The 13,098-nt window shown below is 42.8% G+C and carries 14 protein-coding genes and 5 tRNA genes; all 19 read left to right on the top strand.

Going from position 1 to position 13,098, the window contains the following annotated elements; genetic code table 11:
* Positions 1–10: 10 nt before the first annotated feature.
* The 19 genes from O3Q51_11485 to rpoB all read left to right on the top strand — a co-directional run bounded on the left by O3Q51_11485 (position 11) and on the right by rpoB (position 13,081).
* Complete coding sequence (locus O3Q51_11485; GenBank protein MCZ4409439.1) at positions 11–949, top strand: helix-hairpin-helix domain-containing protein; 939 nt, start codon at positions 11–13, stop codon at positions 947–949.
* Complete coding sequence (locus O3Q51_11490) at positions 946–1,479, top strand: adenine phosphoribosyltransferase (GenBank protein ID MCZ4409440.1); 534 nt, start codon at positions 946–948, stop codon at positions 1,477–1,479. The genes O3Q51_11485 and O3Q51_11490 overlap by 4 nt, the downstream gene beginning before the upstream one ends.
* Before the next feature lie 19 nt (positions 1,480–1,498).
* The gene (locus tag O3Q51_11495) at positions 1,499–2,638 is read left to right on the top strand and encodes an acyl-CoA dehydrogenase (protein MCZ4409441.1); all 1,140 of its coding nucleotides are present in this window, start codon (positions 1,499–1,501) and stop codon (positions 2,636–2,638) included.
* A gap of 52 nt (positions 2,639–2,690) precedes the next feature.
* Positions 2,691–2,882, top strand: coding sequence for a 30S ribosomal protein S21 (gene rpsU, locus O3Q51_11500; protein MCZ4409442.1), 192 nt, complete (start codon positions 2,691–2,693; stop codon positions 2,880–2,882).
* 54 nt (positions 2,883–2,936) lie between these two features.
* Positions 2,937–3,815 carry a tyrosine-type recombinase/integrase gene (locus tag O3Q51_11505; GenBank protein MCZ4409443.1) on the top strand — a complete coding sequence of 293 codons (879 nt, stop codon included), beginning with the start codon at positions 2,937–2,939 and terminating at the stop codon, positions 3,813–3,815.
* Positions 3,816–3,851: 36 nt separating this feature from the next.
* Entirely contained in the window at positions 3,852–4,151 is a 300-nt protein-coding gene (gene raiA, locus O3Q51_11510) for a ribosome-associated translation inhibitor RaiA (GenBank protein ID MCZ4409444.1), read from the top strand.
* 217 nt (positions 4,152–4,368) lie between these two features.
* Positions 4,369–4,442, top strand: a tRNA-Thr gene (locus O3Q51_11515).
* 21 nt (positions 4,443–4,463) lie between these two features.
* Positions 4,464–4,545, top strand: a tRNA-Tyr gene (locus O3Q51_11520).
* A 19-nt stretch (positions 4,546–4,564) separates the two neighbouring features.
* Positions 4,565–4,637 (top strand) — tRNA-Gly (locus O3Q51_11525).
* Between the two features lie 14 nt (positions 4,638–4,651).
* A tRNA-Thr gene (locus O3Q51_11530) sits at positions 4,652–4,723 on the top strand.
* Positions 4,724–4,784: 61 nt separating this feature from the next.
* Positions 4,785–5,972, top strand: a complete 1,188-nt coding sequence (gene tuf, locus O3Q51_11535) for an elongation factor Tu (GenBank protein ID MCZ4409445.1) — start codon at positions 4,785–4,787, stop codon at positions 5,970–5,972.
* A gap of 65 nt (positions 5,973–6,037) precedes the next feature.
* A tRNA-Trp gene (locus O3Q51_11540) sits at positions 6,038–6,110 on the top strand.
* A 17-nt stretch (positions 6,111–6,127) separates the two neighbouring features.
* The gene (gene secE / locus O3Q51_11545; GenBank protein ID MCZ4409446.1) at positions 6,128–6,370 is read left to right on the top strand and encodes a preprotein translocase subunit SecE; all 243 of its coding nucleotides are present in this window, start codon (positions 6,128–6,130) and stop codon (positions 6,368–6,370) included.
* A gap of 4 nt (positions 6,371–6,374) precedes the next feature.
* Positions 6,375–6,929 carry a transcription termination/antitermination protein NusG gene (gene nusG / locus O3Q51_11550; protein ID MCZ4409447.1) on the top strand — a complete coding sequence of 185 codons (555 nt, stop codon included), beginning with the start codon at positions 6,375–6,377 and terminating at the stop codon, positions 6,927–6,929.
* A 102-nt stretch (positions 6,930–7,031) separates the two neighbouring features.
* Positions 7,032–7,475, top strand: coding sequence for a 50S ribosomal protein L11 (gene rplK, locus O3Q51_11555; protein ID MCZ4409448.1), 444 nt, complete (start codon positions 7,032–7,034; stop codon positions 7,473–7,475).
* A 10-nt stretch (positions 7,476–7,485) separates the two neighbouring features.
* Positions 7,486–8,178, top strand: a complete 693-nt coding sequence (gene rplA, locus O3Q51_11560) for a 50S ribosomal protein L1 (GenBank protein MCZ4409449.1) — start codon at positions 7,486–7,488, stop codon at positions 8,176–8,178.
* Positions 8,179–8,194: 16 nt separating this feature from the next.
* On the top strand, positions 8,195–8,719 hold the full coding sequence (gene rplJ / locus O3Q51_11565) for a 50S ribosomal protein L10 (GenBank protein MCZ4409450.1): 525 nt from the start codon (positions 8,195–8,197) through the stop codon (positions 8,717–8,719).
* Positions 8,720–8,760: 41 nt separating this feature from the next.
* Positions 8,761–9,138, top strand: a complete 378-nt coding sequence (gene rplL, locus O3Q51_11570) for a 50S ribosomal protein L7/L12 (GenBank protein MCZ4409451.1) — start codon at positions 8,761–8,763, stop codon at positions 9,136–9,138.
* 136 nt (positions 9,139–9,274) lie between these two features.
* Positions 9,275–13,081 (top strand): DNA-directed RNA polymerase subunit beta, encoded by a 3,807-nt coding sequence (rpoB, locus tag O3Q51_11575; protein MCZ4409452.1) that lies wholly within the window; start codon positions 9,275–9,277, stop codon positions 13,079–13,081.
* Positions 13,082–13,098: the final 17 nt, after the last annotated feature.

Consider the following 13,098-nt stretch of genomic DNA (forward strand, 5'->3'; position numbering starts at 1 on the left):
TAGATGAAGGATGCTTGAACGGGTCAAATCATATTTTAGACATTACCGTTCAGAGCGTCGAGGAGTGATTGTTCTCGCCATTATCGTTTTCTTGTCCATTGCAGGTGTTGAAGCTTTTATGTTGTTATATGAGCCTGAAACTGAAAGAATAGACATCTTATTGGTTGACGCGAATGAAACTGCCCAATCTAGAGATTTGACGGGCGAATCGCCCACAGTTGACCAAAAGGAAAAGATTTTTTTCCCATTCAATCCAAATACACTGAGTGATTCGGGATACGCTGCCCTTGGGTTTTCAGAAAAAGAAATCAAGACGCTCAGGAATTATCAAAAGGCAGGGGCGAATTTTGAAATCAAACGCGATTTTGCCAAGCTCTTTTTTGTAGACGAAGAAGAATACCTAGAGCTCGAACCATTTATTGAACTACCCGATTCAAAGCCTAAAAAGGAATACAAAAATTACTCTGAATCGTTCGAAACCAGCACGGATAAGCCTAAGGTGAAATGGTCCGACACCGCATCGACTCAAAGCTATTCGTTCAAAGAGTTCACATGTAATCTCAATACAGCCGATACCAATGAGTTGAAAAAACTGAACGGCATCGGTTCGTTTTACGCCAAGAAGATCATTGAGTACCGTGAAGAATTGGGAGGTTATCACAGTCTGGCCCAACTTTTAGAGCTATGGAAGATGACACCGGAGAAAATTGACAAATTTGCCAATCAAGTAGTTATTGATCAGGCAGAGGTTCAGCAAATCAAAATCAACTCTGCCTCTGCTTTTGACTTATCTCAACACCCTTACTTGAGTTTTGGAGAGGCAAACAAAATAGTATTAAAAAGAGAAGAGGCAGGTGGCTTTTCCAATTCGAAAGCATTCTGTTCATCAGGCTTGTTAGATGCTGATTTATGCCGTAAACTTGTGCCCTACCTTAATTTTGTAGAATGAATCTTCGAGAAGAACTTCTTACTATAATACGCGATGTGCCTGATTTCCCGAAACCAGGCATTCTTTTTCGTGATATAACACCCATCCTTGAAAACCCTTCGGTAAGTCGTGCTGTTGTAAACGAAATGATGCGTCAGTTTGAGGGGCTGAGGATTGATGCGGTTGCCGGAATTGAGAGTCGAGGCTTTTTGTTCGGATTGCCTTTGGCTATGGAAATGAACGTTCCGTTTATCGCCATCAGAAAGAAGGGTAAGCTACCTGCAGAAACGGTTGAGCATAGCTATAACTTGGAGTATGGAAGTGCTACTATCGAAATGCACAGAGGGGTAGTGGAGCCTGGAATGAACGTGCTTATTCACGATGATCTTCTGGCGACCGGAGGAACTGCTGTGGCCAGCAGGGAGCTCATCAATCTTGAAGGAGGAACCGTAGCAGGGTTCTCTTTCCTTATTGAATTGAAGGGATTGCTCGGAAGAGAAAAACTCGCAGCTACCGACAAGCCTATTTTAAGCGTTGTCGATTACGATTGAACCACCAACTTAAAAATAAATGAATTCACAACTAACAGAAAACCAAAAGATGATCGCACAAATGGTGCAGGATTTTGGTGAGCGGGAGATTCGCCCGCATTTTATGGACTGGGACGAAAACCAGCATTTCCCGATAGACACGATGAAGAAGATGGGAGAACTCGGGCTACTTGGTGTCTTTGTGCCCGAAGAGTACGGCGGATCAGGCTTTGGATATTATGAATATTACACAGCTGTCTCCGAAATCGCAAAAATTTGCGGTTCAGTAGGGCTTTCAGTTGCCGCTCACAATTCGCTTTGCACAGGTCATATTTTGGCCTTTGGTTCTGAAGAGCAAAAGAAAAAGTGGTTGCCAAAATTGGCAACAGGAGAATGGATCGGAGCATGGGGCTTGACGGAAAGCAATACCGGTTCTGATGCACTAAGGATGAAAACCACTGCCGTAAAAGATGGCAATGAGTGGGTTATCAATGGTACAAAAAACTGGATCACTCATGGAATTAGCGGTGATGTAGCTGTTGTTCTTGTCAGAACAGGAGACTTATTGGACTCTAGAGGTATTACTGCCTTTGTGGTCGAAAGAGGAACGCCTGGTTTCAAAGCAGGGAAGAAAGAGAATAAATTGGGCATGCGAGCCTCTGAAACTGCTGAAATGGTTTTTGAAGATTGCAGAGTTCCGGAAGAGAATGTTCTCGGAAATCTGGGAGAGGGTTTTATCCAAGCAATGAAAGTGTTGGACGGGGGTAGAATTTCTATTGCAGCCCTTTCTATCGGCATAGCAAAAGGTGCCTATGAAGCCGCTTTGAAATACAGCAAAGAAAGAGAGCAATTCGGAAAACCGATTTCAAGCTTTCAGGCCATCGCCTTCAAACTAGCTGATATGGCTACTGAAATTGAAGCAGCCGAGTTATTGACGCTTCAGGCTGCCGATCTCAAGAATAGAAAAGAAGAGATGACCAAGGAGTCTGCCATGGCCAAGTACTACGCTTCTGAAGTTGCCGTGAGAGTGTCAACGGAAGCGGTTCAGGTTTTTGGTGGCTATGGTTATACCAAAGACTTTCCCGTTGAAAAATTCTACAGGGACAGCAAACTCTGTACGATCGGAGAGGGAACAAGCGAAATCCAGAAGCTTGTGATTTCAAGAAAAATTCTTTCTTGAGTATTAGTTAATTTTATTCATATATTTGCAGCCCAAATTTGAATTCAGACACATGCTTATTATACCAGTTAAAGAAGGCGAAAATATTGAGCGAGCGCTCAAGAAGTTTAAGAAGAAATACGACCGCACAGGAGTAGTTAAAGAGTTGCGTCGTCGACAGCAATTTATCAAACCTTCTATTATCAAGCGCCAAGAGAAGCTGAAAGCTATCTATGTAAATAAAGTGCACGGCAATAACGAATAGTAAGTTTGTATTTTAGATATTTAAGGCATCCGTCGCAGGCGGATGCCTTTTTTTATGATCGAAAAATTCCTGGCATATCTTCAGTTTGAGAAAAATTACAGTCTTCATACTGTTAATGCCTATCACGGCGATCTGGAGAATATTTCCTTTTATCTGACTACGAGTTTTGAATGTGGTCTGGAAGATGCGACACATCAATTTCTAAGGTCTTGGATGGTCGATGCCCTCGAGTCGGGATCATCAGCATCAACTATAAAGCGCCGAGTCAGCGCGCTAAAGTCATTTTACAAATGGAGGAAAAAGACGTTCGGAGTCCAGGTTGACCCCACGGCCAAGTTGGTTATCCCGAAAATGCCAAAGAGGCTTCCTGTGTTTGTTGAAGAGGTGGCTCTTGAAGTCGGTAGACAAGGAGCGTGTTTTGACGAATCTCATGATGGAATACGAGATCAAGCGATCATTGAGCTTTTCTACAATACAGGCATAAGATCTGCTGAATTGATTGGTCTAAAAATGGATTCAGTTGATTTTGAGCAGGGTGCAATAAAAGTACTGGGAAAGCGGAACAAAGAGAGAATCGTGCCCGTAGGACAACCAATGATTGACGCCCTTAAAACTTACCTCCTGGCTAGATATGATCTCCAAAGTATTCACGACAAAGATTACTTCTTTCTGACCCAAAAAGGAAAGAAGCTCTATCCCAGACTTGTTTATAGAATTGTCAATGACTACCTTTCAAAAGTCAGTTCGATCAGCAAAAAGAGTCCACACGTTTTAAGACACACTTTTGCTACGCATATGCTCAATAAAGGAGCAGATATAAATGCGATCAAAGAACTGTTGGGTCATTCATCATTGGCAGCGACTCAAGTATACACGCACAATAGTGTTGAGCAATTGATCAAAGTGTACCGAAGTAGCCACCCGAAAAGTTGAATTTAATTAGTTACTAACCATAAAAAATTGGACAATATGCAGATTAGCGTTCACTCCATTCAGTTTAAAGCAGACGTTAAATTGATAAACTTCATTGAAACACGACTCCAAAAGCTGGAGCAGTTTCACGACAAACTTTTAGATGCCAATGTGTATCTCAAAGTTGAAAAGAACAATGAACGAGGAAATAAGATTGCCGAAATAAAACTGAATATGCCTGGGAAGGATTTGTTTGCTAAGAGACAGGCTGCCAGCTTTGAAGAAGCCACCGATCATGTTATAGAGGCTTTAAGGCGTCAGATAAAGAAGACAAAAGAAAAGAGAGCAATAGCTTAGAGCATTGCAGATCGAAATCATAAATTTGACCACCCCAATAGGGGGTGGTTTTTTCGTTTATATCTCCCTAAAAGAGAGCATCTTTTTTATTTTTCAGAAACTCGTCAATTCTTTTTTTTGCTTTCTTTTTTTTCGACTGAAAACTTTTATACATTTGCAGACCTTTTTGGACAAAGGTTGGGCCAAAGTGTCCGAAACGTTCTAAAATTATTTTTTTGCCGATGTAGCTCAGCTGGCTAGAGCAGCTGATTTGTAATCAGCAGGTCGGGGGTTCGAGTCCCTCCATCGGCTCTTTAAAGTACTATATTGAATGGGGAGATACTCAAGCGGCCAACGAGGGCAGACTGTAAATCTGCTGGTTTCACCTTCGCAGGTTCGAATCCTGCTCTCCCCACTGGTATTAAAGAGTTTAAGCGGGAGTAGCTCAGTTGGTAGAGCATTAGCCTTCCAAGCTAAATGTCGCGAGTTCGAGTCTCGTCTCCCGCTCTACTCTTTACCAAGCCGATGTAGCTCAGGGGTAGAGCGCGTCCTTGGTAAGGACGAGGTCACGGGTTCAATTCCCGTCATTGGCTCATAGATTAGGCATTTTGCAATTGAAAATAAGAATCAAATAATCATTTAAACTACTTAGCAATGGCTAAAGAACAATTTGATCGCTCCAAACCTCACCTTAACATAGGTACCATTGGTCACGTTGACCACGGTAAAACGACGTTGACTGCTGCGATCACCACAGTACTTGCAGGTAAAGGCCTGTCTGAATTGAAATCTTTCGATTCAATCGATAATGCTCCCGAAGAAAAGGAGCGTGGTATTACCATTAATACTTCACACGTTGAGTATCAGACGGCTAACCGTCACTACGCTCACGTTGACTGCCCGGGTCACGCCGATTACGTTAAGAACATGGTAACTGGAGCCGCTCAAATGGATGGTGCTATCTTGGTAGTTGCTGCCACTGACGGTCCTATGCCACAAACGCGTGAGCACATCCTTCTTGGTCGCCAAGTAGGTGTTCCACGTATTGTTGTTTTCATGAACAAAGTGGACATGGTAGATGACGAGGAGCTTCTGGAGCTAGTTGAAATGGAAGTGCGAGAGCTACTTTCTTTCTACGAGTATGACGGAGATAACACTCCTGTAATCATGGGATCTGCACTTGGTGCATTGAACGGAGAAGAGAAGTGGGTTAAGACCGTTGAAGAATTGATGGATGCTGTTGACAGTTGGATCGAAATTCCACCACGTGAAATTGATAAAGATTTCTTGATGCCTGTAGAGGATGTTTTCTCTATCACAGGGCGTGGAACTGTTGCTACAGGTCGTATCGAAACAGGAGTAATTAACTCCGGTGACGAGGTTGACATCGTAGGTATGCAGGTGGAGAAATTGAAATCAGTAGTTACTGGTGTTGAGATGTTCCGTAAAATCCTTAACAGAGGTGAAGCAGGAGATAACGTAGGATTGCTTCTACGTGGAATTGACAAAGCAGCTATCCGTCGAGGTATGGTTATCTCAAAGCCTGGTTCTATCACTCCTCACACTAAATTCAAAGCTGAAATTTACGTGTTGAAGAAAGAAGAAGGTGGACGTCATACTCCATTCCATGATAAATACCGTCCTCAGTTCTACTTCAGAACGACTGACGTAACAGGTGAAATCATTCTTGGCGAGGGCCGTGAAATGGTAATGCCTGGTGATAACGTATCTATCGAGGTAAACTTGATCGTACCTGTAGCGATGGACAAAGGTCTTCGCTTTGCAATCCGCGAAGGTGGACGCACAGTAGGTGCGGGACAGGTAACTGAGATTATTGAGTAATTAATTAATAAACCTTGACAGTGAAGGTGAATGCCATTTTGGCGTTCACCTTTCCCTGTCAATACACGGGTGTAGCTCAGCTGGTAGAGCACTGGTCTCCAAAACCAGGTGTCGGGAGTTCGAGTCTCTCCACCCGTGCATAAAAAATAAGAAACGTGGCTAGTCTTCAAACAACATTCAGAGAATCTTACGATGAGTTGGTCCATAAAGTGACCTGGCCTTCGTGGAAACAACTGCAAAGTAGTAGCATACTTGTGCTTGTAGCGTCACTCATTATCGCTGGAATCATATTCGTAATGGATTATGTCTTCGGTGTTCAAGTTATCGATGCTGCCAGCGACGGCTTTCAGTGGAGAGGAGTTCTGGGATTTATTTACGACTTACTAGCCGACCTATAACAGCATGGCAGATTCTGCATCAAAAAAGTGGTACGTCGTTCGTGCAATTAGTGGCAAGGAGAAGAAGGTAAAGGATATGATCGAATTGGAGATCAGCCGAAGTAAGCTTTCTGATCATGTCGCTCAAGTGCTTATCCCAACGGAGAAGGTGTTTCAAATACGTAACGGCAAGAAGATTAGTAAAGAACGAAACTTCTTTCCAGGATATGTTTTGATCGAAGCTGATCTGGTAGGGGAAGTTCCTCACCTTATCAAAGGCGTTAATAATGTTATTGGCTTCTTAGGAGCTGAAAAAGGGGGAGATCCTGTTCCACTACGAACCACTGAAGTAAATAGAATATTAGGAAAAGTTGATGAGCTCGCTGAGAGCGAAGAAGAAATCAATATTCCATATGTAGTCGGAGAGAGCGTGAAAGTTGTCGATGGCCCATTCAACAATTTCAACGGAGTTGTTGAAGAAGTAAACGAAGAGAAGAAGAAACTTAAAGTGATGGTTAAGATTTTCGGTCGGAAAACTCCGCTCGAACTTGGCTACATGCAAGTTGAGAAAGAAGGCTAATTATTAACTAAACAAAGGATACACCAGAGTCTTTTGGCCGCTTTGTGAGAGTGGTCGCTTCCAGAGACACTGAATATCATAAATTAAAAACCCAAACTTGATATGGCTAGAGAAGTAAGCGGGCTAATCAAGCTGCAAATTAGAGGTGGGGCTGCCAACCCTTCACCTCCCGTAGGACCGGCTCTCGGTGCGAAAGGGGTGAATATAATGGAGTTCTGCAAGCAGTTTAACGCTCGTACACAAGATCAAGCTGGAAAAGTTTTACCGGTAGTCATTACCGTTTATACCGATAAGTCTTTTGACTTCATCGTTAAAACTCCTCCCGCAGCTGTGCAACTCCTTGAAGCTGCCAAGCTCAAATCAGGTTCGGCTGAATCAAATCGTTTAAAAGTGGGCAGTGTGTCCTGGGATCAAGTTCGCGCGATCGCAGAAGATAAAATGCCCGATTTGAACGCTTTTACAGTTGAGTCTGCAATGAAAATGGTAGCAGGGACTGCGCGAAGCATGGGGATAAATGTCAAGGGTAAAAGCCCTTTTAACGGTTAAAACTTTTGTTATGCGAGTATCTAAGAAAAGAAAAGAAGCGCTAAGCAAGTTCGATCCAACTAAAACCTACTCTCTGGAAGAAGCATCTGGTATTGTGAAAGAAATTTCAACTACCAAATTTGATTCCTCAGTAGATTTAGCTGTTCGGCTTGGCGTGGATCCTAGAAAAGCAAACCAAATGGTTAGGGGAAGTGTTTCCCTTCCACATGGTACAGGAAAAGACGTCCGAGTTTTAGTACTCTGTAATCCTGACAAAGAAGGTGATGCCACTGAGGCAGGAGCTGATTTTGTTGGATTAGACGAGTACATTGAAAAAATCAAAGGCGGCTGGACCGATGTTGATGTAATTATTACAACTCCAAACGTAATGGGGAAAGTTGGGGCATTAGGTAGAATATTAGGCCCACGTGGTCTTATGCCTAATCCTAAGACCGGAACCGTAACGATGGATGTTGCGAAAGCTGTTAGTGATGTAAAAGCAGGTAAAATCGACTTCAAAGTTGACAAGTATGGCATCATTCACGCTGCTGTTGGTAAAGCATCTTTTGATGCTGAGAAAATTCGCGAGAATGCAAGAGAAGTTTTGCAAACCCTCGTGAAGTTGAAACCAGCTGCAGCCAAAGGTTCCTACATTAGAAGCATAGCCCTTAGTGGAACTATGTCTCCTAGCGTCAAAGTTGAAGCTAAATCGGTTTCCGAATAACGGTAAAACTCAAAAAATGACTAAATCAGAAAAAAATCAAGTTATCGATGAGTTGGCCGAAACGCTATCAGCTGCAAACGTAATTTACCTTGCAGACACTTCGGAATTAGATGCCGAAGCGACCTCCAATCTCAGAAGAACATGTCATAAAAAAGAAGTTAGTCTTAGCGTTGTTAAGAACACACTTCTAAGAAAAGCCTTCGAAAAAGTAGAAGGAAAAGACTTTTCAGACATGTACGATGTATTGGCTGGCCCGACTTCGATCATGTTGAGTGAAACAGGAAATCTTCCTGCCAAACTCATTAAAGAATTCCGAAAGAAGCATCCAAAGCCAATTCTAAAAGCGGCTTACGTTGAAGAAATGTGTTTCGTAGGAGACGACCAATTGGATACCTTGACCGATATTAAGTCTCGTGAAGAGCTTATCGGAGAAGTTATCGGCTTACTTCAATCACCAATACGCAATGTTATCGGTGCTCTTGAATCAGGTAAAAACACATTGGGTGGTCTTATGAAAACACTCGAAGAACGTGAATCCTAATTTTTTTAAACAAACAGAACCACACATTAAAATCAAATAAAATGGCAGACGTTAAAGCTATAGGCGATCAATTGGTAGGCCTTACCGTAAAAGAAGTTAACGAACTAGCAGAATACCTTAAAGAAGAGCATGGTATCGAGCCTGCAGCTGCAGCAGCAGTTGTAGCAGCACCAGGTGCTGGAGGCGGCGGAGATGCAGCTGAGGAGCAATCAGAATTCGATGTAATTCTTAAGGCTGCGGGCGGCGCTAAATTGGCCGTTGTGAAACTAGTGAAAGAACTTACCGGACTTGGTCTTAAAGAGGCGAAGGGTCTTGTTGATGGAGCTCCAGGTCCTATTAAGGAAGGAGTTTCTAAAGAAGAAGCTGAATCGCTTAAGACACAACTTGAAGAAGCCGGTGCTGAAGTTGAAGTTAAGTAAGACAAAAACATATTCTTACGCTTATTGTTAGGCTCTGGGTCATCTTGCTTCGGCGAGATGGCCTGAGCCTTTTTATGCCTTATTAATATCAGGCGTTTTTTCTTAATCACACTCAAACCCTGCAGTCTTGGCTACAATCACAAAGAAAAAAGACGAGCGAATAAATTTCTCTTCTAGTAAACACAATATTGAATTTCCAGACTTTTTGGAAGTTCAAATTAAGTCGTTTCAAGAGTTTTTTCAGCTCGAAACAAATCCCGAAGACAGGGAAACGGAAGGCCTCTACAAGGTTTTCACCGAAAACTTTCCTATTACTGATACAAGAAATCAATTCGTACTTGAATTCTTGGATTATTTCGTAGATCCACCTCGATACAGCATCACAGAATGCGTAGAAAGAGGATTAACCTATGCAGTGCCGCTCAAGGCAAAATTGAAACTGTACTGCACAGATCCGGAACACGAAGACTTTGAGACTATCGTCCAAGACGTTTACTTGGGTACCATTCCATACATGACTCCGCAAGGATCATTTGTAGTGAATGGAGCAGAAAGAGTTATAGTTTCCCAGCTTCACCGATCTCCCGGAGTATTCTTCGGTCAGAGTCGTCACGCTAACGGAACCAAGTTATATTCTGCACGAGTAATTCCTTTCAAAGGATCATGGATTGAGTTTGCAACGGACATCAATGCAGTAATGTATGCATACATTGACCGTAAGAAAAAGCTTCCTGTTACTACATTGCTTCGTGCCATTGGTTACGAAAGTGATAAAGACATTCTCGAGATTTTCGACCTTGCCGATGAGTTTAAGGTTACTAAAACCGGAGCTAAAAAATTACTTGGAAGAAAGCTGGCCGCTCGTGTTCTTAAGAGTTGGGTAGAGGACTTCGTAGATGAAGATACAGGAGAAGTAGTTTCTATTGAAAGAAACGAAGTGATCATAGATCGTGAGACAATGATTGAGGAGGAGCAAATTGAGCAAATCCTTGAATCAGGAGCCAAAACAGTTATTCTTCACAAGGAGAATATCAATGCAGCTGACTTCTCGATCATCTATAATACACTCCAGAAAGATACGTCTAACTCAGAGAAAGAAGCGGTAGAGCACATCTACCGTCAACTTCGTAATGCTGAGCCACCTGATTTGGAAACGGCTCGAGGTGTAATTGACAAACTTTTCTTCTCTGAAACAAGATATGACTTAGGAGAAGTAGGGCGTTTCAGAATCAACAAGAAACTCGGTTTGGATACCGACTATTCAGAACGAACGCTTACCAAAGAAGACATCATCAAAATCATCAAGTATTTGATTGATTTGGTGAATAGCAATACAGATGTTGACGACATCGATCACTTGAGCAACAGACGTGTGCGTACCGTAGGGGAGCAACTTCACAACCAATTTGGTGTAGGTTTGGCTCGTATGGCTCGTACCATCCGTGAAAGAATGAATGTTCGTGACAACGAGGTATTTACACCAACTGATTTGATCAACGCCAAGACACTTTCTTCGGTGATTAACTCGTTCTTCGGAACGAACCAGTTGTCTCAGTTCATGGACCAGACCAATCCTCTTTCAGAGGTGACTCACAAGAGAAGAATGTCTGCACTCGGACCCGGAGGTCTCTCTAGAGAAAGAGCGGGTTTTGAGGTTCGTGACGTTCACTATACGCACTATGGCCGTCTTTGTACCATTGAAACACCTGAAGGACCAAACATTGGTTTGATCTCTTCACTTTGTGTTTTTGCAAAGATCAACAGACTAGGTTTTATTGAGACACCTTACCGAACGGTTTCCGGAGGAGAGGTTGATTTGAAAACTGAACCGATCTATTTGAGCGCCGAAGAGGAAGATGAGAAAATGATTGCTCAGGCAAATGCTCAGGTCAGCGACAAAGGAATTCTTGAATCTGAAAGAGTGAAAGCTCGAAAAGAAGGAGACTTCCCTGTAGTTGAGCCAAATGAGATTGACTTGATCGATGTTGCTCCGAACCAAATCGCCTCGATTGCTGCATCACTCATTCCATTCTTGGAGCATGATGATGCCAACCGCGCACTGATGGGATCGAACATGATGCGTCAGGCGGTTCCACTTTTAAGACCTGAGTCTCCGATTGTGGGAACAGGTTTGGAAAAGCGAGTTGCACAAGACTCTAGAGTTTTGGTTTCATCTGAAGGGACTGGAGTAGTAGAATATGTAGATTCTAAGAAAATCGTTATCCGATACGAGCGAAATGAGGAAGAAAAACTCATTAGCTTCGATGGTGATACGAAAGAATATCCTCTCATTAAATTCTTGAAGACCAACCAAGGAACGAGCATGAATTTGCGTCCGATGGTTGCAAAAGGAGATAAAGTAAGCCCTGGTCAAGTTTTGACGGAAGGTTATGCCACTCAAGGTGGAGAACTCGGAATAGGTCGAAACCTGATGGTAGCATTTATGCCTTGGAAGGGTTACAACTTTGAGGATGCGATCGTAATTTCTGAAGAAGTTGTTCGTGAGGACATCTTTACTTCTATTCACATCGATGAGTACATCTTAGAAGTAAGAGACACAAAACGTGGACAGGAAGAATTGACTCCTGATATTCCAAACGTAAGTGAAGAAGCAACAAAGAATCTCGACGAAAACGGAATGATCCGTGTAGGAGCTGAGATCCGTGAAGGCGATATCTTGATAGGTAAGATTACTCCGAAAGGAGAAACTGATCCTTCGCCTGAAGAGAAACTTCTTAGAGCAATCTTCGGTGATAAAGCAGGAGATGTGAAAGATGCTTCTTTGAAAGCTTCACCTTCATTAAGAGGTGTTGTGATCGACAAGAAGTTATTCGCAAAAGCGGTTAAGTCGCCAAAAACCAAAGCAGCCGAGAAAACCATTGTTGAGGAAATCGACAAACAGTTTGACAAGGACTGTGCAGACTTGAAAGCTTCGTTGATAGACAAGTTGAACAAGCTGGTTGCGGGTAAAACTTCTCAAGGAGTATTCAACAACTTCAAAGAAGAGCAGATCAAGAAAGGTGTTAAGTTTACTCAGAAGGCATTGAATGCGATTGACTATGCTATAGTTAACCCGAGCAGATGGACCACTGATGACCACATCAATACTTTGATCAAAAAGCTGATCCACAACTACAATATCAAACACAACGACTTGGTAGGTGCGCACAAGCGTAAGAAGTTCCAAATCACCATAGGTGATGAGCTACCAAGCGGAATTTTGAAATTGGCTAAAGTGTACATCGCCAAGAAGCGCAAGCTTAAGGTGGGAGATAAGATGGCGGGACGTCATGGAAACAAGGGTATCGTTGCGAAAATTGTTCGTAAGGAAGATATGCCTTACCTAGATGATGGAACTCCTGTAGATATTGTTCTTAACCCACTTGGTGTACCTTCTAGAATGAACCTTGGTCAGATCTACGAAACCGTTCTCGGTTGGGCAGGTAAGAGACTGGGGATGAAATTCGCCACTCCGATTTTTGACGGTGCTTCCATTGATCAAATCAATGAATACACTGACAAAGCAGATGTTCCACGTTACGGTGTGACAACACTTCGAGATGGAGGTACTGGAGAGCACTTTGACCAACCGGCAACAGTAGGTGTGATTTACATGCTGAAACTTGCTCACATGGTTGATGACAAAATGCACGCACGTTCAATCGGACCATACTCACTCATTACACAGCAACCACTCGGAGGTAAAGCTCAGTTTGGAGGCCAGCGTTTTGGAGAGATGGAGGTTTGGGCACTCGAAGCATTTGGTGCATCAAACATCTTGCGAGAGGTACTAACAGTAAAGTCTGATGACGTAGTTGGTAGAGCGAAAGCCTACGAATCTATTGTGAAAGGAGAGAATATGCCCGAACCGGGTATTCCAGAATCATTCAACGTGCTCTTGCACGAATTGAGTGGTCTCGGACTTAAAGTTAGTCTAGATTAAGTATAGTGTTAACGGAG

The sequence above is a fragment of the Cryomorphaceae bacterium 1068 genome (assembly GCA_027214385.1).
GTDB lineage: Bacteria > Bacteroidota > Bacteroidia > Flavobacteriales_D > Cryomorphaceae > JAKVAV01.